Annotated in this window: 22 protein-coding genes; 6 read left to right on the top strand and 16 right to left on the bottom strand. The window is 63.2% G+C overall.

Annotated features, from left to right (window positions below):
* Positions 1 to 94: 94 nt before the first annotated feature.
* Both PMM47T1_RS08765 and PMM47T1_RS08760 read right to left on the bottom strand, forming a co-directional pair.
* Positions 95 to 412 (bottom strand): chorismate mutase, encoded by a 318-nt coding sequence (locus PMM47T1_RS08765; RefSeq protein ID WP_008367746.1) that lies wholly within the window; start codon positions 410 to 412, stop codon positions 95 to 97.
* 120 nt (positions 413 to 532) lie between these two features.
* A complete protein-coding gene (locus tag PMM47T1_RS08760; protein WP_008367744.1) occupies positions 533 to 1,369 on the bottom strand; it encodes an aldo/keto reductase in 837 nt (278 codons plus the stop codon).
* Between the two features lie 145 nt (positions 1,370 to 1,514).
* Here PMM47T1_RS08760 and PMM47T1_RS08755 point away from each other — a divergent pair, with 145 nt between their 5' ends.
* Together PMM47T1_RS08755 and PMM47T1_RS08750 are read left to right on the top strand one after the other, a co-directional pair.
* The gene (locus tag PMM47T1_RS08755) at positions 1,515 to 2,081 is read left to right on the top strand and encodes a helix-turn-helix domain-containing protein (RefSeq protein ID WP_043300855.1); all 567 of its coding nucleotides are present in this window, start codon (positions 1,515 to 1,517) and stop codon (positions 2,079 to 2,081) included.
* Positions 2,082 to 2,092: 11 nt separating this feature from the next.
* A complete protein-coding gene (locus PMM47T1_RS08750) occupies positions 2,093 to 2,626 on the top strand; it encodes a GNAT family N-acetyltransferase (protein ID WP_008367740.1) in 534 nt (177 codons plus the stop codon).
* Here the strand turns inward: PMM47T1_RS08750 and PMM47T1_RS08745 are convergent.
* Positions 2,621 to 3,658, bottom strand: a complete 1,038-nt coding sequence (locus PMM47T1_RS08745) for a GlxA family transcriptional regulator (RefSeq protein WP_008367739.1) — start codon at positions 3,656 to 3,658, stop codon at positions 2,621 to 2,623. The two genes, PMM47T1_RS08750 and PMM47T1_RS08745, sit on opposite strands and share 6 nt — an antisense overlap.
* A 145-nt stretch (positions 3,659 to 3,803) precedes the next feature.
* Between PMM47T1_RS08745 and PMM47T1_RS08740 the strand changes: the two genes are divergently transcribed.
* Positions 3,804 to 4,595, top strand: a complete 792-nt coding sequence (locus PMM47T1_RS08740) for an MBL fold metallo-hydrolase (RefSeq protein WP_008367738.1) — start codon at positions 3,804 to 3,806, stop codon at positions 4,593 to 4,595.
* Between the two features lie 41 nt (positions 4,596 to 4,636).
* Positions 4,637 to 5,416, top strand: coding sequence for an alpha/beta fold hydrolase (locus PMM47T1_RS08735; protein ID WP_008367737.1), 780 nt, complete (start codon positions 4,637 to 4,639; stop codon positions 5,414 to 5,416).
* A 97-nt stretch (positions 5,417 to 5,513) separates the two neighbouring features.
* On the opposite strand, the gene PMM47T1_RS28980 is transcribed toward PMM47T1_RS08735, so the two are convergent.
* The 5 genes from PMM47T1_RS28980 to PMM47T1_RS08715 all read right to left on the bottom strand — a co-directional run bounded on the left by PMM47T1_RS28980 (position 5,514) and on the right by PMM47T1_RS08715 (position 8,467).
* Complete coding sequence (locus tag PMM47T1_RS28980; RefSeq protein WP_008367735.1) at positions 5,514 to 5,675, bottom strand: DUF2986 domain-containing protein; 162 nt, start codon at positions 5,673 to 5,675, stop codon at positions 5,514 to 5,516.
* A 66-nt stretch (positions 5,676 to 5,741) separates the two neighbouring features.
* Positions 5,742 to 6,500: a substrate-binding periplasmic protein gene (locus tag PMM47T1_RS08730; protein ID WP_043300854.1), complete on the bottom strand. Its 759-nt coding sequence runs from the start codon at positions 6,498 to 6,500 to the stop codon at positions 5,742 to 5,744.
* A gap of 75 nt (positions 6,501 to 6,575) precedes the next feature.
* Positions 6,576 to 7,481, bottom strand: a complete 906-nt coding sequence (locus tag PMM47T1_RS08725; protein ID WP_008367732.1) for an O-acetylserine/cysteine exporter — start codon at positions 7,479 to 7,481, stop codon at positions 6,576 to 6,578.
* 179 nt (positions 7,482 to 7,660) lie between these two features.
* Positions 7,661 to 8,104: a GNAT family acetyltransferase gene (locus PMM47T1_RS08720; RefSeq protein ID WP_008367731.1), complete on the bottom strand. Its 444-nt coding sequence runs from the start codon at positions 8,102 to 8,104 to the stop codon at positions 7,661 to 7,663.
* A gap of 3 nt (positions 8,105 to 8,107) precedes the next feature.
* Entirely contained in the window at positions 8,108 to 8,467 is a 360-nt protein-coding gene (locus PMM47T1_RS08715; RefSeq protein WP_008367730.1) for an NUDIX hydrolase, read from the bottom strand.
* Between the two features lie 270 nt (positions 8,468 to 8,737).
* Here PMM47T1_RS08715 and PMM47T1_RS08710 point away from each other — a divergent pair, with 270 nt between their 5' ends.
* Positions 8,738 to 8,971 (top strand): hypothetical protein, encoded by a 234-nt coding sequence (locus PMM47T1_RS08710; RefSeq protein WP_008367729.1) that lies wholly within the window; start codon positions 8,738 to 8,740, stop codon positions 8,969 to 8,971.
* Positions 8,972 to 9,018: 47 nt separating this feature from the next.
* Here the strand turns inward: PMM47T1_RS08710 and PMM47T1_RS08705 are convergent, their stop codons facing one another.
* From PMM47T1_RS08705 to PMM47T1_RS08675, 7 genes are all read right to left on the bottom strand, one after another.
* Positions 9,019 to 10,170 carry an epoxide hydrolase family protein gene (locus PMM47T1_RS08705; RefSeq protein ID WP_008367728.1) on the bottom strand — a complete coding sequence of 384 codons (1,152 nt, stop codon included), beginning with the start codon at positions 10,168 to 10,170 and terminating at the stop codon, positions 9,019 to 9,021.
* Between the two features lie 162 nt (positions 10,171 to 10,332).
* Positions 10,333 to 11,472 carry a porin gene (locus PMM47T1_RS08700; RefSeq protein ID WP_008367727.1) on the bottom strand — a complete coding sequence of 380 codons (1,140 nt, stop codon included), beginning with the start codon at positions 11,470 to 11,472 and terminating at the stop codon, positions 10,333 to 10,335.
* Positions 11,473 to 11,802: 330 nt separating this feature from the next.
* On the bottom strand, positions 11,803 to 12,129 hold the full coding sequence (locus PMM47T1_RS08695) for a hypothetical protein (RefSeq protein WP_008367724.1): 327 nt from the start codon (positions 12,127 to 12,129) through the stop codon (positions 11,803 to 11,805).
* 284 nt (positions 12,130 to 12,413) lie between these two features.
* The gene (locus PMM47T1_RS08690) at positions 12,414 to 13,748 is read right to left on the bottom strand and encodes a carbohydrate porin (RefSeq protein WP_008367723.1); all 1,335 of its coding nucleotides are present in this window, start codon (positions 13,746 to 13,748) and stop codon (positions 12,414 to 12,416) included.
* 217 nt (positions 13,749 to 13,965) lie between these two features.
* Entirely contained in the window at positions 13,966 to 14,367 is a 402-nt protein-coding gene (locus PMM47T1_RS08685; RefSeq protein WP_008367722.1) for a MarR family winged helix-turn-helix transcriptional regulator, read from the bottom strand.
* Positions 14,364 to 15,068, bottom strand: a complete 705-nt coding sequence (locus tag PMM47T1_RS08680; RefSeq protein WP_008367721.1) for an HPP family protein — start codon at positions 15,066 to 15,068, stop codon at positions 14,364 to 14,366. Before PMM47T1_RS08680 ends, PMM47T1_RS08685 begins: the two co-directional genes overlap by 4 nt.
* 286 nt (positions 15,069 to 15,354) lie before the next feature.
* Entirely contained in the window at positions 15,355 to 15,840 is a 486-nt protein-coding gene (locus tag PMM47T1_RS08675) for a winged helix-turn-helix transcriptional regulator (RefSeq protein ID WP_008367720.1), read from the bottom strand.
* A gap of 134 nt (positions 15,841 to 15,974) precedes the next feature.
* Between PMM47T1_RS08675 and PMM47T1_RS08670 the strand changes: the two genes are divergently transcribed.
* On the top strand, positions 15,975 to 16,742 hold the full coding sequence (locus tag PMM47T1_RS08670) for an SDR family oxidoreductase (protein WP_008367719.1): 768 nt from the start codon (positions 15,975 to 15,977) through the stop codon (positions 16,740 to 16,742).
* A 619-nt stretch (positions 16,743 to 17,361) separates the two neighbouring features.
* Here PMM47T1_RS08670 and PMM47T1_RS08665 read toward each other — a convergent pair.
* Positions 17,362 to 18,882, bottom strand: coding sequence for a DUF2235 domain-containing protein (locus tag PMM47T1_RS08665; protein ID WP_008367718.1), 1,521 nt, complete (start codon positions 18,880 to 18,882; stop codon positions 17,362 to 17,364).
* Positions 18,883 to 19,410: the final 528 nt, after the last annotated feature.

Raw genomic sequence — 19,410 nt, 5'->3', positions numbered from 1 at the left:
TGGCTGCAATAAACCCTGTAGCAGCCAAGTCCGCGAGACAAGCCCCACGTAGTGTTTGACGCACCGCATCGCAAGACGCAGCCTTCGGCAGTGCCTACAAAGGTCGGGCCATCTCCACCTGACCGGCCAACGCCGCGTGGGTCTTGAGTTCTTCATCGATGAACGCGGCAATCATCGCGCGGTACACCTGCTCCACCACCTCAGGCGAGGCGCCGGTCTCGCTGGCCATGGCGCGCACCTTGGCAATCACCTGTTCCACCCGGTTGGGCGCGCGCACATCGGCGGTGGTCTTCTTGAACGCGGCGGCCTGGGTGACCAGATCGCCACGTTTGGCCAGCAGGGCAACAACCTCGCGGTCGATGGAATCGATGCGCTGGCGTACTTCTTCGATGGAGGTGCAGGGTACGTCCATGTGGCGCGCTCCTTGGGAGGGATGGGGATGCCTGCCCGACCTTAACGAGCAAGGCATCGTGCGTCCACCCCCTGCTGGAAACGTTTCATGTGGGGAGCCTGCTACGCTGCCTGACGGCCGCTACAAGCCCATTTCAATCGTCTCCGGATCCGGCCCCAGGCGCCCGGTCTGCGTGAGCCGGGCAATGGCCTCAAGTTCCTGGTCGCTGAGCTCGAAGTCGAACACGTCGATGTTGGTCGCGATGCGCTGGGCATTGGACGAGCGCGGGATTACCACGTGGCCGTTCTGCAGGTGCCAGCGCAGGATCACGTGGGCAGGGGTTTTGCCGTGGCGCTGGGCGATCTCGGCGAACAGCGGCAGCTTCAGCAACTCGCCGCCCTGGCCCAGCGGGCTCCAGGACTCGGTGACGATGCCGCGGTCGCGGCACCATTGGCTCAGTGGGGCCTGGTTGAAGTCGGGGTGAATTTCGATCTGGTTGACCGACGGCACCACGCCGGTGTCGTCGATGATGTGGCCGAGGTGTTCGGCATTGAAGTTGGACACGCCGATGGAGCGCACCCGGCCTTCCTGGTGCAGGCGTACGAAGGCCTTCCAGGTGTCGCGGTAGGCACCTTTCTTCGGAATAGCCCAGTGAATCAGGTACAGGTCCAGGGTTTCCAGGCCCAGGCGCTCCAGGCTGGCGTCGAACGCGCGCAGGGTGCGGTCAAAGCCCTGGTCGGCGTTCCACAGTTTGGTGGTGACGAAAATCTGCTCGCGAGGCACATCGCTTTCGGCCACCGCACGGCCGACCCCGGCTTCGTTGCCGTAGATCATTGCCGTGTCGATATGCCGGTAACCGGCGGCCAGGGCGGCCTTGGACGACTCGTAGGCCTGTGCGTCATCCAGTTGCCAGACGCCGAGGCCCAGTTGCGGAATTTGTACGCCGTCGTTGAGGGTGATCAGTGGGGCGGATGGCATGAAGGTCTCCTGATAAGGCTTGAATGATCAGTCTCCAGGATTCGAAAGGGGCGAGTGAAGAAAGTTGCGTTGCGTCTGTCCTGTATATTGACATTTTGTTCTTTTATAATGGAATCTTCGCTAATTCCATTCTCTCGGCACGCCCATGGACATCAACACTCGCATCGCCGCTCGCGTCAGTACGCTGCGTAAATCACTGCAGTTATCCCTGGAGGCCCTGGCGCAAAGGTGCGACGTCAGCCGCTCAATGATTTCCCTGATCGAGCGCGGCCAAAGCAGCCCCACCGCCGTGGTGCTGGAGAAGCTGGCGACCGGCCTGGGCGTGCCTCTGTCTGCGCTGTTCGAGGCACCTGCAGAAGAGGCCGGCCACTTGCTGCGCGCCGCCGACCAACTGCAATGGCGCGACCCGCAATCGGGGTACATCCGCCGGAACGTGTCGCCCAGTGGTGCGTTGTCACCCATTCAGGTGGTGGAGGTGCAGTTTCCGGCCGGGGCCCAGGTGGCCTATGAAACGTCCACACGGGAGGTGCGCGTCGATCAGCAAGTGTGGATGCTGAGTGGCCGGATGGACATTCATGTGGGTGAGCACCCTTACACGCTGGAGACGAGCGACTGCCTGGCGTTCCAGTTGGACAAACCCACGCGTTTTCATAACCCCTACGACCAGCCGGCACGTTATGCGGTGGTTATCGTCACAGACCGCCGCCTGTGAGGACAGCCGCCATGCACATCAAACGAATTGAACAACTGGACGACGCCACCTGCGCACAACTGGCCGATATTCTCATCGACTGTGTGGAGGGCGGGGCCTCGGTGAGCTTCATGCTGCCGTTGCCGCGCGCGCGGGCTGACCGTTTCTGGCACGGCGTGCGCGCCAGCGTCGCGGCAGGCGAGTGCGCGCTGCTGGTCGCCCAGGATGAACACGGGGTGCTGTTGGGCACGGTGCAGGTGGTGCTGGCGCAGCCCGAAAACCAACCGCACCGTGCCGACATCGCCAAGTTGCTGGTGCACCGCCGTGGCCGCCGGCTGGGGGTAGGGCAGGCCTTGATGACAGCCGCTGAAGCGGTGGCAATCGAGGAGGGCAAGAGCGTGCTGGTGCTGGACACCGCCACCGGCGGCGATGCCGAGCGCTTGTACCAGCGGTTGGGCTGGCAGGTGACGGGGCAGATTCCCGGGTATGCGTTATGGCCCGAAGGCGGGCTGTGCGCGACCACGATATTCCACAAAGTTGTAGCAGCGCCGCAAGCCGCGTCATAGGCGCCGCGCAGTGCCTGACACACGGTGCCGCAAGACGCAGCCTTCGGAAGCTACAAAGGGTTGGCGTTGCCGATACTTGGCGGGGGTTTCGCCCACCAGGCGGGCAAACAGTCGGGTGAAGCTGACGACGTCGGCATACCCGACGGCTTCCACCACCCGAATGATCGGCCAGTCGCCGTCTCGCAACAGGCGTTTGGCATGCTCTACCCGAGCTTCCTGCAACAGCGCCAGAGGCGATTTGCCGGTTTCCGCTTTCGCCCGGCGCATCAATGTTCGACTGCTGACGTGAAACGCCCGGGCCACCTGTTCCAAGTCAAATTCGTCCGTCAGGCGTTGTTCGAACCACTGCATCAGGTTATGCGCAAAGGTGGGGCGTGGCGTGTCCAGCATCGCCGTGTCCACATAAGGCGACTGACTGGCCCTGGGCGCCGGCAGCAAGGTCACGGCTGCCGTTGCCGTGGCGACTTCGGCGCCCAGGTACAGCTTGACCAGGTGAATGGCCAGGTCGAAGGCGGAGCTTACGGCCGCCGTGGTGATGACCGCGCCGTCCTGCATCAGGATGGCGTCGGCTTCCAGCTTTGCAGCGGGGTAGCGCGTTGCCAGGTCGGCAGAAAACAGCCATGCGGTGGTGACTTTGCGGCCATCCAGCAACCCGGCCTCGCCCAGCAGGAACGCCCCGATGCACACGGCCGCCACCGTGGTGCCGCGCGCAAAACTGTTTTGGATGAACTGGCACTCCGCCGACAGCGGCGCCAGCGCCTGCGCCCAGTCTGGGTGCCGCTGAGTTTCCAGGCCGGGCACTATCAGCAGGTCGTAGGTGCCTACGGGCCGTTTGGGCCGCAATGCAACGCCCCCCGCAACGGTGACTGCGCGTCCCGACAGCGCAACCAGTTCCACGTCTAGGGTGACACCGCGCCTGGCGCCCAGGGATCGGTCGATGTCAGCGGCGATGCGCAGCACATCAGCAATGCCGAACAGCTGAGTGGGCATGCAACCGCTATAGGCCAGCACGGCAATACGCACAGTGTTCATCGCGGTTTCCAAAAATCGAAGGATTTGGCTAATTTGACTATTTTATAGTCGATATTGACAGGCTTGTGCAGCCATTGTCGTCGTCATAATGGTGCCATCAACCGGGCGCGATGCGTCCCCAGCCACCACCCCAAGGGGCCACGCCGTGAACTCACCGCTCATCATCCCTGTTCCGATCCTGCCGTTCGGCATGGTCCATTGTCACCTGATCATTGGCTGCGATGGCTGTGTGCTGGTGGACACCGGCATCCCCGGCTCGCACGCCAGGATCGAGCGCGTGCTCAAGCAACACGGGCGCAGCTTTCGCGACATCAAGCTGATTGTCGTCACCCATGCGCACACCGATCACGCCGGTTCGGCCGCGCGTCTGCGTGAGCTCTCTGGCGCGCCCATCCTGGCCCACGCCGGTGACCTGGACTACTACGAGTGCCGCAAGGAAATGACCTACTGCGTGACCCAGTGGTGGGGGCCGCTGTTCCTGCGCTCCGGCGTGCCCGGCGAGCCTTATCAGGCGTTCACCCCCGACATTCTGTTGCACGATGACGCCAAGGTACCGCTGGACGCCTATGGCATCGAGGGTGTGGCGCGGCACACCCCGGGCCATACGGCCGGTTCCATCTCCGTGGAGCTGAGCAATGGCGATGCGCTGGTAGGCGACCTGATCGCATCTGGCATTCTGCTGGGCGGGGTGATGCGCTTGAAACATGCCACGCGGCCACCCTTCGAAGACGACCCGCAAGCGGTCAGTGGGCAGTTGCTGGGCATGGTCGACGCCGGCCTGCAACGTTTTCACATGGGCCATGGCGGGCCGCTGTCAGCCGATGAAGTTCGTCGGCATGCGCACCACCTGGCCGGCTTGAAACCCGGGCGCCGGTTTGCCTTGCAGCCCGCCCCGTGTGGCTGCTCCAAGCGCCAATTGATTGAAGTCCTGCGCTGAACCCCCGCATATAGCCCTTGCAGGCCCCCTGGAGAACCTCAATGCACATCGAGACAAACGGCACGCGTATCCACGTCCAACAGCAAGGCCGCGGCGAACTGGCGCTGGTCTTCCTGCACTACTACGGCGGCTCGGCGCGCACCTGGGACGAGGTCGCGCGGCCCTTGGCCGAGCGCTATCGCATCGTCGCCACCGACCATCGCGGCTGGGGCGACTCCGATGCCCCGGCCCACGGCTATGGCATCGCCGACCTTGCCGCCGATGCCGAAGGCGTCATCGCGGCGTTGGCACTGGAACGTTACGTGCTGGTGGGCCACTCCATGGGCGGCAAGGTCGCGCAACTGATCGCCTCGCGCCGGCCCCGCGGGCTGCGAGGGCTGGTGCTGGTCGCGCCATCGCCGCCGTCACCGATGATGTTGTCCGCCGAACAGCGGGCTACCTTGACCGGCGCCTACCAATCCCGTGAGTCGGTGGCATTCGTGATTGATCACGTGCTCACCCACAGGCCATTGAGCGCCGCCCATCGCGAGCAGGTCATCGCCGACAGCCTCAGGGCCGCGCCACAGGCCAAGGCCGCGTGGCCCAACCAGGCCATGGCCGAAGACCTGACCGAGCAAGCCGCATTGATCAGCGTGCCAACCCTCGTCATCAGCGGTGAGCACGACCAGGTAGACCGCCTGGCCACCTTGCAGGCCGAACTGCTGCCGCGCATCCCGCGCGCAGTGGTGCATGTGCTGCCAGGCGTCGGGCATCTGTCACCGCTGGAGGCGCCGGATGAGCTAGGGAGAGTGATTGCAGGGTTTGTGGCGGGGGTTCAATAAGGCGGTAGCCGCTCCCGAAGGCTACCCTGGACAGGCTTCACTGACGGCCTTCAAGGGCCACTCGGGCCCACGCGGCCTGGCGGCAGCGGCTACCGGCTCAGCCTTCAGTCGACGTGCTTGCATCCACGCCAGCCTGCTCGGCCAGCTTCAACCGGTCAGCCTTGCTGATGTACTTGGGCTTGTTCTGCGGTGCCAGTTTGGCGCTGGCCTTTTTCGCATGGGCTTGTAAAAGCTGTTTGATCTTCTTGCGGCGGTTCATGGTGTTCCACTCGGTATTCTCACGGCGTGGATGATATCAGCTTGAGGGACGCACCAATACGTCCGCTCAGGGGGCCGGGGGCGGGTCGTACTTCTGCTGGATGCGCTGCAACTCGCCTGAATGGCGCAGTTGCTCCAGGGCGCTGGACCAGGCGGCCACTACCTTGTCATCCGAATCGCGGCTGAAGGCGATGTACAGCGAGGCGCGGTACACTTCTATCGGTACCTGGCGCAAGGTGCCCGCCGGTATGTGCAACTGACGGCTGTAGTAAGCCACGCCCCTGGCCGTGTCGCCGATGATAAGGCTGGTGCGGCTGGCCAGTAGCATGCGGTAGAGCTGCTGGTCGCCGGTGGCGCTCTGGTCCAGGTTAGTGAAGCCCTGGGCGTGCAACACCCGGGGAATCAGGCCGGCCTGTCGTGTGGTGATCTGCGGGGCCTGCAGTAATTGCTCGCGGGAGTTTACCGGTTGCGATGCGCTGGCCAACTGATAGGGGTAGATGGATTCTTCGGCGATGGGCCCTACCCATTTGTACAGCGATTCGCGTTCGGCGGTGCGGAACATCGAGTAGGAGATGGTCTTGCGGTGAGTGTCCAGGGCACGGGTGGTGCGCATGCTGGGCAATAGCCTCATCGCGAAACTGTCGCCGGTCAGCGCCATGATTGCCCTGACAATGTCGGTGGTCATGCCCGTGAGCTGATTATTCTCCACGTAGTTGTAAGGTGGCCACTCTTCAGTCACCACCTGATAGTCATCGGCCCTGGCGGCCCAGCTCCAGGCGTTCAGGCCGATGCAAAGCAACGCAGGGATCAGAGTCGAATATCTCACGCGTTCTGCCTGGCCCTTTCTGTTGAAAGACAGCGTCAGTGTAGACCCAAGCCCTGCGTTCACCGTTCACCAGGCTCAGGCTCGTGCGGCAAACAACCTGGGAATGAACCCGCCAAACATGTTCACCAGCAAGCCGGCGATAATCACCATGGCACTGGCCACCTGCGCCCCTGAGAGCGTTTCGCCCAACAGTAGGTTGGCGCTGATCAAGCCCACCACCGGCACCAACAGCGACAAGGGAGCGATGCGCCACGTCTCATAGCGCTTGAGCAGGTTGCCCCAAATGGCATAGCCAAACAAGCTGGCGAGAAACGAAAGATAGATCAGCGATAACACCGTTTGCGTTGAAATGTTCGCAAGGCTTTGCTGGATGACCGTTGGGCCGTCAATCAGCCACGCACAGAAGAAAAACGGCCCAACCGGTATCAGCGCGCTCCACACCACCAGGGACAGCATCGGCGCCGAGTGTTTCTGCGCGATCACTTTGTTGGTGATGTTGCCCAACCCCCACGACAGCGCCGCACCCAATGTCAGCAACAACGGTACCAGGGGCAGGGCGTTGCCGCCTTGGGCGGGGCTGGCAGCCCGGGCGAGCAGCAGCATGCCGAAGCACGCGATCAGCATGCCGGCCAAGTGGTGCCACTTGAGTTTTTCCGCCAGGAACACCCCTGCGAACATCATTGTGAAGAACGCCTGGGCTTGCAGCACTAGGGAGGCAATGCCGGCCGGCATGCCCAACTTGATGGCCAGGAACAGAAAGGCGAACTGACCAAAGCTGATGGTCATGCCATAGGCCACCAACCATTTCAGCGCAATGGCGGGTGGCTTGATGAAGCACACGGCCGGAAAGGCCACCAGGGCAAACCGAAGCCCCGCCAGCAGGAAGGGCGGCATGCCATGCAGGCCCACCTTGATCACCACGAAATTGATGCCCCAGGCTACTACCACACTCAGTGCCAGCAGGATGTCTTTTAACCGCATGTACGAATGTCCTTGTGATGCTGCGTCATGTTTTGCTGGGGTGATTTTAGGCCTCGGGGAGGTGGGTTGGGTATGTACAGATCCGTTCAGAATGATGGGGTACAGGTGAGCCCGTATCCCCGGCGCGCGTTCCGGGTTGTGCCGATGCCCAGGGGTGGTAGCAGCGTCCGGAGGTTGCGTCAGGGGCGATAATTGCCAGGGATGTTGGTGCTGATCACCTTGCCCATGCTGATGCGTGGCTCAACCACGTAACCCAGGCGTTGGTAGAACCCCACCACGGCGTCATTGCCCGCCGTGATCTGCAGGTTGATCTTCAGGCACCCCAGCGCCGTCAACGCCGCTTCGGCATGGCGCACCAGGGCGGCGCCGATGCCGTGCTTCTGCCAGTGGGGGTGCACCGCCACCGAATACAGCCAGCCACGGTGGCCGTCGTAACCGGCCATGGTGGTGCCGGTGAGCGTGTCGCCGTCCATGGCCACGAACAGCAGTTGGTCCACCGCCAGTTTTCGCTCCAGGGCCAGGGACGGTTGGTTGTGCGCGGTAGGGTAGTCGAACACGTCGCGCCACAAGGCGATGACCGCTTCGCGGTGGTGGGTATCGTCGTAGCTGAGCACAGTGGGCATGGTTCAGGCCGCTCGCAGAATCTTCACAATGGCGCGAGCGTTGGGTGTCAGGCGCAGCTCACGGGTTTGCTGGCGATTCTGCCACAGGCACTCGGCAATTTCGTTCTGTGGATGCGGCTGGGCGTTTTCCGCCAACTGCGCTTCGAACAGGTGGTGCAGGGTATCGTCGCTTTCGTAGGCGCCAATAAATACCAGGGCGGTGGTCTGCAGGCCGGTTTCCTCAAACAACTCGCGCGCGGCGGCCACCGCCGGGCTTTCGTTCTTTTCGACTTTGCCGCCGGGCAGGTTCCAGCGGGCGTTGGCTTTGCGCACGTAGAGCAGTTGGTCTTCACGGCGGCAGATGAGGGTGGCGCGCTCTTTCATGGTGCAGGTTCCCACTGTACTGCAACGCCATGCTCTAAAACGGGCATTGGCGCTGTCACAAATTCGTCATATGAATGACTCAAGCATTAAGGATGCCAACTTATTGTGACATTGATGCGTTTGTGCGCCCGCAGTTCCGTGGCTGGACAAAGATTGTTCGGCTGATTTACGGTTGCGGGGGCGAAGGAGTGAGTTTACTTGCGCAGCTGTCACACAATTTGCAAGTGCTCAACGCTAAAGTGAAGAAAAACAACAATAAGGAGGCCGCCCATGAGCTGCTTGATATGCGCTGGGAGCGCGGAAGACATGCAGTGCGAAGGTGCTTGGGAAGAACGTCATTGCCCCGACTGCGGGCGCTATCGCATGTCCCATGAACTGGTGCTGACCCTGATGGAGCAGGGGCAGATTTTCGATGTACACAAGATGCGCGTCTGGCTGCAGGTGCAACGGCACCAGTGCGAAGTGCCGAGCGTGGAGATTCACGAAGCGCTGTTGGTGCCCTGACCTTGAGCAAACCAATGAACCCGATGTAGCCGCTGCCGCCAGGCGGTTCAGCGCAAGGGGCGGAAGAATGCGCGGATGTCTTCGGCCAGGGCGTAGGGGCATTCCATGGCGGCAAAGTGACCGCCGCGGGGCATGTGGGTCCAGCGTTGCACGTTGTAGCAGCGCTCTACCCATTGGCGCGGCGGCATGGGCAGTTCCGCCGGGAACTGGGCCACGCCCAGGGGCGGCAGCACGCGCTGGCCGGGGCTGAATTGCAGGGGCCGACGGCGGCTTTCCAGGTACAGCCGGAAGGTGGCGCCTATGCCGCCGGTAAACCAGTACAGGGCGATATTGGTCAGCAGCGCATCGAGGCCGAACGCGCGCTCCACATCGCCCTGGCAGTCGCTCCAGGCTTGAAACTTTTCCAGAATCCAGGCGGCAAGGCCTGCGGGTGAGTCGTTGAGGCCCACGGCCAGGGTCTGGGGGCGGGTGCCCTGGATTTGCCCATAGGCCCCGTGCATTTGCGCCCAGGCGCTGGCCTGGTCGAGGAAGCGCTGCTCGTCGGCGTCCAGCGCGGGTTGCCCGGCGCCCAGGGGCGGGCGGTAGGAGCCGGGTAAAAAGTTCAGGTGCAGGCCCTTGACCCGCACCGGGTAGCGGTACGCCAGCCAGGTGGACACACTGGCCCCCCAGTCGCCGCCCTGGGCGGCGAACGTGTCGTAGCCCAAGGCGGTCATCAGTTGCGCCCACAGGCCGGCGATCTCGAACGGGCCGGTGCCCTTGGCCGTGGGGGCGGGCGAGAAGCCGTAACCGGGCAGCGAGGGCACCACCACGTGAAAGGCATCGGCGGCGTCGCCACCATGGCTGGCGGGGTCGGCCAGCAACGGTAGAATCGCTTCCATTTCCACGAAAGACCCGGGCCAGCCGTGGGTCAGCACCAGGGGCAGCGGCGCCGGGCCTTGACCGCGCTGGTGGAGGAAATGGATACGCTGGCCAGGCATGTGCGCCATGAACTGCGGCAGGCGGTTAAGCCGGGCTTCCTGGGCGCGCCAATCGAAATCATCGCGCCAATAGTCCACCAGCCGGTGCAGGGTGGCGCTGTCGGTACCCTCGCTCCAGCCGTTGCCTTCCACGCCGGCGGCCCAGCGCGTGGCGCCCAGGCGCAGACGCAGGTCGTCCAGCGCCTCGTCGCTGATGGCAATGTTGAACGGCTCGATCCTCATCCGTACTGCTCCCTGACGCTGGCAATGGCTCCCGGATGATAAATGACTGCGTGGTTTTGTGCAGGTTCCCTGTGCCGCTTGCTACCTCTCCCACAATTGAGACAGGTGCTGCTACAACATGACCTGACCGTAGCAGCGGCGCAAGCCGCGTGGCCTACAGGGTTAGAAGTGGTAATAGACTCCCACCGTCAGGTTCTGCGGGTCATCGCCGGCCTGTTCCACGGGTGTGCCTTCGTAGGTGACTGAGGCGTTGCGCTGGTTACTGATCATGCCCAGGTGCACGTAGGTGGCCAGGCGCGGGGTGAAGAAGTGGTCGTAGCCGATCATGGCACCGTAGGCGTCCTTGGCGCCGAACGCCACCGTGCGCTTGACCAGCACCAGGCGGGTCAGGTCTCGCTTGCCCAGGGGCAGGATGAAACCTGCGGTGACCACCGTGGTGCTGGGGCTGCCAGGTTCGTCCACGTCCTGGCGTTGCCAGGTCAGGCTGCTGGAGAACGGGCCGAAGTCGTAGAAGGCGGACAGGCTCTTGTAATAGTTGGCCGTCTGCTTGAGCTGGCCGCCGTCTTCCCACGGGTCGCTGAGGTAGCGGTTAAAGGAGGCCAGCAGAATCAATTGTTTGTCGGTGTACTGCACCTTGGCGCCGCCACCGCGCAGGGTGCGGCCTTCGCTGGCGTGGTCGTCCAGGCCGAAACTGGCGGCGGTGCCAACGTTCCAGCCATGGAAGGTGGGCGTGGTGTAGGCCACCGTGTGCTTGGGGCGCAGGTCCAGGTAGTAGGCACCCTTGCCCGCAGCCGGCACCGCCAGGTAAGTGTAGGGCGAGCCGTAGCTGGCCAGGAACGGGTCGGCGAAGGTGGGCGTGGCCATGCCGTAGGTCTTGCCGATTTCCAGCTTGCCGTAGTCCTTGGAGCGCAACGCCGCCACGGCCAGGCGCAGGGTGCCGATGCTGCTCCAGTTTTGCCCCACGGTATTGCCGTTGACGTTGAAGCCTTCCTCCACGTCCATTTCCAGCACGGTGTCCTTGGCCACCGGGGTGCGGGCATACACGCCCAGTTTGTTGGTCCAGGCGCCACCGCCGCCCAGTTGGGTGCCGCTGGAGTGGCCGGAGTCGTGGTAGCTGGCGAACGCGTCAACGGTGCCGTAGGCCTTGAGTTTGCTGTCGAAGCCGGTGTCGATGGCGTAGTAGCCAAAGCCAGGAGCAATCATGGCGATACCGGGAAAGCCATCCGCCTGGGCGGCCGAGCACAAGGACAGGCCTTGTGTCAGCACGGCCAGGGACGCGGCGGTAACGTAACCTTTGTTCATCGACAGCTCCTTGGGCAATACCGGGGAGCACCAAGAGTCGGGCAGCGGGCACAGGAGTGGGAATGGTTTATTGGTTCAGGCCATGCGTTTTGTGCAAGGGCACGCCAGCAGCCTGAATGCTGCGGGTTTGCGTACGAAGGGGAGTGTGGGCAGGGCAGCCAGGCGTGACGAGGAAGGCGCGACGGGCGCGCTATTCTGGCGCGTTGCCACGTTCGCGATGGTGCATCGCTGGTAGCAGGTGGGCAGTCAGTGGGCAATCAACGGCCAGGGCTCAACCAGCGGTCAAGCCCTTGCCCAATTTGCAAGAAGCGGGCGCGTTTGCGACGTCGCCTACAGGCATTCGCGCACGGCTCTGTTCAGTTCGCCACGGCCAAAGGTCAGCGGCTCGCGCTGGTACCAGGACACTTCGCTGCCGGTCTGGGTCTTGTAGATGTCGAGAATCTCGTCGGCGGCCATCTTGCTGCTGACGGTCAGGCGCATGTGTTTCTGGCTGCCTGATTTATCCGTACCTACGCGCAGCGCCTGCCATTTGGGGTAGATGCAGGCACCGACTTCTTCAGGGGACTTGGTGCTGGTAAACGTCTTGGAGGGGGCGTTGGGGGTAGCGCAACCCGCCAGGCACAGCGCGGTCAGCAGGGGCAGTAAAGGTAGTCGCATTGAACGTGATCCTGAAGCGCGGCCACTGCCGCGGGGATGGCGTGAGATGAATGCCACGCAACGTTCAATTATATCGATAAATTCCGATATGAGGTGAAATTTTGCCGTTGTTAAGTGTCCGGGAGGCGGTGTTGTGACGCGGCCCGCGACCGCTGCTACAGAGTTCATCGCAGGAGCTGCCGCCAGGCTGCGAAAAGGTCCGCAGGACCTTCGCCAGTGTCATGTGGATCGCGGGCCCGCTGTGCCGGCCTTCGCGGCCTGGCGGCAGCGGCTGCGGGGCGTCTTCAGAACGTGGATTGCACCTGCAGGCCGGCCACCACGGCGTTCTGTACTTCACGCACGCCGCCAGGGTGTGCTACGTACTGCAGGTTCGGCCGCACGTTCAGCCAGTCGGTGACCTGGATGCCGTAGTTCAGCTCGATGTCGTATTCGGTGTGCTGCTCGGGCACGAAGTCGGCATCGTCATAGCTCAAGCCGCTGGCTTCGTTGGCGGCACGGGCGTTGCGCAGCAGTTGGTTACTGGCGTGCAGGCGGGCGATGCCCAGGCCCAGGGTGTCGGCGGGACGGGCGTCGAAGGGGCCTTTGTACACCAGGGCCACTTTCTGGAAGCTGTCCACCGGCGTGGTGTTGCGGTCGAAGGCGCTGATGTTGCCGTACAGCACCAGGCCGCGAGAGGCGTCGCCGTCCACGGTGGTCAGTTGCTGCTTGCCGGTCAGCCACCAGCCGTGGCGGCTATGGTCGCGGCGGTAGTCGTCACCGCTCAGCGCGGCGGCCTGGTTGTTGGCGTCCTTGTACAGGTCGTCGGCGTTGGCGGTGCTGTAGTAGTAACCGACGCGGTATTCGCCGGGCAGCTTGTCGAGCGTGGGAGCCCACACCAGTTCCACCGGAATCATCGAGCCGGCGGTGCCCGAGCCGTTGAGCTTGAAGCCGTTGTGGTTGTCGCCGTAGGAGTCGTTGACGGCGAACACGCCCACTTGCGCGTACACCTCGTCGTTGAGCCTGTACTTCACGCGTGCAGCCCACGTGCTGACCGGGCCGACGGTGATGCTGTCTACATAGTTGCCCGGCTGCGAGCTGCAGAACGCCAGGTTCTGGAACAGGCAGTCTTCCACGGCGAAGTCATCGCCGAAGGCGAAACGGCCTGCCTTGATGTTCAGGGCGTCATCGAAGAAGCCTTTGCTCAGCCACAGTTCGCTGAGGCGGGTGACGCTGCCGTTCCCGGAAATTTCCTGGGTGGCTGACAGGCTGCCCGCGCGCGGGTCGCTGATGCGGTCGTCATTGAGGCTGCTGCCGTTGGTGTTGTTCATCTGGATCATGAACTGGGCATCGTCCCAGCCCAACAGCTTTTGCAGGTCAATCGTGGCGCCCAGGCTGAACTGGTCGGCGTAGCGCGTGGCGTGGTGGTTGTTGTAGCCACCGCGCAGGTTGGCGGCGGCTTCGCCGATGTACGCCATCTGGATGTCGATCCCCTTGTTCAGCAGGTCCGTGCGGGTGCCGCCCCAGTTGCCGGTCATCCACGTGGGGGTGGGGTCGTCGGCGTGGGCATCGAAGCTGATGACGGCGGCGCAAACGGAGAGTGCCAGGCCGACGGCGCGGGCGAGGGGATTGAATCGAGGCATGTGTCATTCCATTAAATGCGACAAGGCGAGCGCTCTGGTTGGCGCCTCGCCGGTTTTCGGGGAGGGTAGAGCGGGGAGGACTATACCGGGATAAATGTTATGTTGTAACGCATTATTGCGTTTTATACGCATCTCGTTGCAAGCGGCCGAAGGCCGCGTCACAGGCGCCGGGTTGTGCCTGACCCACCCCATCGCAAGACGCAGCCTTGGGCAGCCGCTACGGGCGAAAGGGCACGCGCAGGCGCCTGCCTGCGGACTTGAGTTCTTGGCGGTGAACAAAGGCCAGTTTTTCCAGCACCTCAAAACCCTTGGCGGTGAGGCTGACCTGCACCTCACGGCGGTCCTGGTCGCCACGCCGGCGTTGCACCAGGGTCAGCGCCTCGCAGCGCTTGACCAGGGCTACGGCGCCGTGGGGTACCATTTGCAGGCGCTCGGCCAGTTCCCCCACGGTGGCCCAGTCGCGGCCGTCGAAGCCCTGGGTGTGCAACATCAGCAGGTACTGCTGCGGGGTCACGCCCTGGGCCTGCGCCGCTTCCTCGGAAAAGCGCAGAAAGCGTCGCAGTTGGTAACGAAACTCGGACAGAGTTTCAAAATCGCGCTTGTCCAGGGCGTCGGTCATGGGCAAGCCTCGCTGTTCAGCCGGGCCAGGGTAGCGCTGACAATGGCTTCCAGGTCATCAGGTTCCACGTCGATAAACTCGTCGCGCTCATCCAGCACGGCCTGTAACGCTTCATGCAAGTGCTGGCTGGCGGGCGACACGGCGCGTGCCGCCACCGGGCTGGGTGCAGGCCCGTGGGGATAGCGGTGGCGGCTGAAGCCATGGAACACCAGAGCGCACACCAGCAGGACAACCGAATTGAGCAGCACCGGGTCAAGCACGAAGCCATAACCGGCGGCATGGATGGCAGGCCCGCCCAGCACGGCGGTCAACGCCACGGCACCGGACGGAGGGTGCAGGCAACGCAGGGCCAGCATCAGGCCAATGGCCACCGACACGGCCAGGGCGGCAGCGATGATCTCGTTACCCACCCACATCGCGCACGTGACGCCAACCAGTGACGCCACCAGGTTGCCGCCCAGTAGTGCCCACGGCTGGGCCAAGGGGCTTGCGGGCGCGGCGAACAGCAGCACGGCCGACGCCCCCATGGGCGCGATCAGCAACGGCAGGTCGGCGCTCAGGCCAAGCGCCCAGGTGCACAGGGCGGCGGTCACGCCGATACCGAACAGCGCACCCGCCGCGGCGCGCAGGCATTCACGGGGGCTGAGGTGCAAGGGGGCAGGGCGCCAGCGCTGCAGGGCGTTTTGCAGGGTTCGGATCACGAGCAGCTACCAAAGTCAGAGAAACCACCGTTTTTATATCATGACGTGATGTATCAGGTCAGGTGTTTTGCACGCGTACCAGCCACCAAGGGCCGCGTCACCGGCGCCGCGCCTTCAACACCCCTGGAGCTGCCGCCAGGCTGCGAAGGGGCGCACAGCGGGCCCGCGATCGACATGACACCGCCGAAGGCCCTGCGGACCGTTGCGCAGCCAGGCGACGGGTGGCCGCCCTGCCGCTACAGCGGGCCTGCGAATGAGGTGGACCGAGCGGTCTTAAACGCCCAGGTCAATGCGAATGTACCGGTAGCGTGCCAGACAGGCGGGCCGCAGCGGCATCGGCGTTGCCACTGCCCCCGCTAGCCGCAGCCTGTGCCTGGTAAGCCTGCCGCGCGGCCTCGATGCTTTGTCGATGCCGCTCAGCCCACAACCACACGCCACAAAACGCTTCCCCCAGGCTCATGCCCATCTCCGTCAGGCGGTATTCCACCTTCGGTGGCACCTGCGGGTACACGGTTCGCACCAGTAAGCCGTCGGCCTCCATCTGGCGCACGGTCTTGGTCAACATTTTCTGGCTGACGCCGCCTACCTTGGCGGTCAGTTGGGTGAAGCGCAGGCAGCCGTGTTCGGCCAAGGCCTCGATCACCAGCATCGTCCATTTGTCGGCAATGCGGCCGATGATCTCGCGCACCAGTTCATCCAGTTCGGGGTCACGCGCCTCTGCGCCATAAGGCCATTGAGGGGCGCGGGTGACGGCTTGCAGTGGATCGTTCATGGGCCATGGTTTCCTGCGGGTAAGTACGGCACTTTCGGGCGCCTACTTCCCCAACGCCCCTGTTGCTCCTATGGTAGATCAAGTCGCCCGGCACCGGGCGCCTCCTTGTTCACCACCCCCATTGGAGACACGCTATGCACATCACAGGTAATACCCTATTGGTCACCGGTGGGGGCAGCGGCATTGGCCGCGCGCTTGCCGAAGCGTTCCTGGCGCTGGGCAACGAAGTGATCATTGCCGGGCGCCGGGAGTCGGTACTCAAGGAAGTGGCCGACGCCAACCCGGGCCTGAATTATGTGGTGCTCGACACCAGCGACGCGGCCGCCTCGAAACGGGTGGCCGAGCAATTGATCGTCGACTACCCGACACTCAACGCCGTCATTCACAGCGCCGGCATCATGCGCGGTGAATCCCTGCGCGCCGGCGCCACCGAACTCGACGCCACCGTTGCCACCAACCTGGTTGGCCCCATCCGCCTGGACGGCCTGCTGTTGCCGCACTTTCTCAAACAGCCCCACGCTGCCATCGTCACCGTGTCCTCGGGCCTGGCCTTCGTGCCGCTGGCGCTGACGCCCAGCTACTGCGCGACCAAGGCCGCCGTGCACTCCTACAGTCAATCGCTGCGCTATCAGCTCAAGGACACCGTGGTGAAAGTCCACGAATTGGCACCGCCCTATGTGCAGACCGAACTGATGGGCGAACGCCAGGCCAACGACCCCCACGCCATGCCGCTGAAGGACTTTATCGACGAAGTGATGGGGATCTTTCAACACTCGCCCGACGCCGAGGAGATCCTGGTGGAACGCGTGAAACCGTTGCGTTATGCCGAAGTAAACGGCGGCTACGCGGAGTTCTTCAAGAACTTCAACGACCAGATGGCGGCGGCGCGGTCGGGCGAGTAGGGCGCTTGCGCGATGTGGCGCAGACGCTTCGCCCGCCCCAGCGGGGGCTGGCAAGCCAGCGACCCGCCGGGGCGATGAATCCGGTGCTGTGTGGGCGCAAAGACCGCTACCGTGATGCGAGCCAATCAATGGGGAATGGGTGTTGGTTCTGGCAGTTTGTATTCGTTGTGCTGGACCGACGTGTCGGGCATTTAGACGCGCAAGGCCAGCGTCCAATGGTCGGTTGGCGCAACCAGCAGTTTTTTTGCGTCCTTGCCACAGGTATCGGGATTGCCGAAATGCAGGGTGAAATCCTGGCCACCGGGGTTGGCCACAATCTCATGATTGGACAGGCTCGAGCCTTTCTCGGTGTGCAGGGCTTCAAGGGTTCTGGCCCTCTTACGTCAATAGCGGTGCGTGGTGATCGGCTTCGGCCGCCAGGGCACCGTTGCACAGCAGTATCGAAAATAGCGCTGTATTTCTCAAGGCAGTCAACATACTCATAACGCCTATTCGGGGCTCGCGAAAGCGATATACCCTCGGTTCCTTGTCATGCTTGCTGCTTTGAACCAACGCGACTTCCAAGCGGGGTCAGTATAGAAACTGTTTGGCGATGTGAAAGGCGATAAGTGGTGGTGGGTCACTGAATCGTCAACGCCACATGCCCCTTGTTATTCCTATAACAATTCCACGCATCATTGGCATACACATACAGATACCCCGAGCGCTTCGGCGTATACGTGCCCCCCTGCCCGATCAGAAAGGCCTCGGGCTTGAGCAGGACGCCTTTGGCATCGACCCCGTCGCTGTTGGCAATGGCACCCACCAGGCTGAACCAGGGGTAGTCTTCATGACGGCGAGTGAAGTAGAAATTCGCATCGCTGTTGTGAAACAGCTTGCCGTACCAGGTGTCCAGCGTGCCCAGCGCATTACCGGCCAGGTAAGCCAATTCCCCCGCTTGAAAATGGCCACTCACGGGCCCGGCCGGGTCGCACACTACCGAGCCGTCCAGCCACTCACCGCTGGCGCGGAAGGTATACGCGGTGCCCCCGTTGAGCCACACGCCGGTTTCGTTCCACGCCAGGCAGGCGGAAACATCCAGCACCAGCGGCGGCGGTACCAGCACGCGCGCCTTGCGGTACGGCGATTGGGTGATGGGCGGATTTTTCTGCCGGGCCAGCGCCGAACCGTCGAACTGACCCGCCTGCGTGGCCATGTCAGGCACGCTGCGTGGCTGGGTCGCCAGCACGCTGAACACGCCGGTGCACGAGTCGTGCAGGGTGTCGTAGATGTCTGGCTTGATCTGCTGCATCACGCTTGCGTCAAAAACCAATCCGGCCTGACCGGCTTCGCCCAGCATCCACACCAACGCACCATTGGCCAGCCCGCATTCGCGGTAGCCGCCACCCACGTCGCAGTGCACCCCGGGAAACCAGACCTGCTTGAGGTCCGTACCTGCCGGTGCGGGGACGCTCCACAGCGTGGGTTGGAAGGAGGCGCGGCGCTCGTCCATGGCCAATGCATGGCGCGCCTGTTTGACCGATGGGTGCAGGGTGGTGTCGTGAAAGGTGTAGCGGTCACGGTTGTCGAGCAGGCTCAGCAACGCCATGTCGTCTGGAATACCCAGTGCGCCCACGGTGTCCCACACACCGATAAAATGAATGGGTATCGCCTCGAAAGCCTTGTTGTGAAACGCCCAGCCGCGTGAATCCCAGTCCACGCGGTGTTCAGTTTTGCGCCGGTAGCCAAACGTGAGCAGCGTCTGGATGCGTGCCCATACATCGGCCGTTTGCAGCCCGGTCAGTTGCAACAGCCCGCAGCACGCCATAAACCCCGCCAGGCTGCGCACCGTATAGGCACCGCGGCTGAAGCCGAACAGGTAAATGGCGTCGCCCGGCTGGTAGCAGTAACAGAGCTTCTGGTAGGCGCTCATGATGTTGTTGTCGAGCCCCGCACCGGTGCCGCCGCCCACGGCCTTGTCCCACCAGGTGCCGTCGGTACCCACGCCAGGGTGGTAATAGGTGTTCTGTGGCACGCTGTTGGCGTCGCTGCTCGCCACGGCATTGAACAGCCGCACCACATTGGTGGGCGCCGGCACGCCCTGGTCGAGTTGGTCGGGGGTATTCCAGGTACCGTCGCAGCAGATCACTAGATTAGCCATGGCAAGATCCTCTCACCCGCCAAGCGGGCGACCGTTCACAAACCCCGACAATCACATGGCCTACAGGCTGCAAACAGCGCCAGGCACCTTGGTTGGGGGCGGCGCGCTGACCAGGAATCCAGCGTAGACAGGATTCAAGGCCAGGGTTGGTGTGGCGTCAAGCGGCGCTGGTCTGGAAGGTGGGGCTGTTCGCCGGACGCGGACGGCAGGTTGCATTGGGGGGATCGGGTGTTGGCTTGACCATTGAAGCTCCTCGCGTGTTGACGAAGCTGCCAATGATCGTGACCAAACCTTTCGTAACGTACCGCTTTCGGCCAGAAGCAGCCGCTCGGGAGTGATGTCTTTCGACCCAAAGCGTCACCCGCTCGCTGGCCTCTGGCCGGCATCCTCTCAAAAATGTCCATCGTGCGGACAACATCGACGAAACGCTTGTTAGCGAAGGAAAGTAACTGGCCGACAGCAGTCAGTGGCGACGCTCATATCACTTGTCAACCGCGGGTGATTGTATTCGCCGCTGGCAGCGATCTA

Origin of the sequence: Pseudomonas sp. M47T1, from assembly GCF_000263855.1 — a bacterium.
In the GTDB taxonomy this organism is placed as follows: Bacteria; Pseudomonadota; Gammaproteobacteria; order Pseudomonadales; family Pseudomonadaceae; genus Aquipseudomonas.
This window is presented reverse-complemented; position numbering and strand designations above follow the sequence as displayed.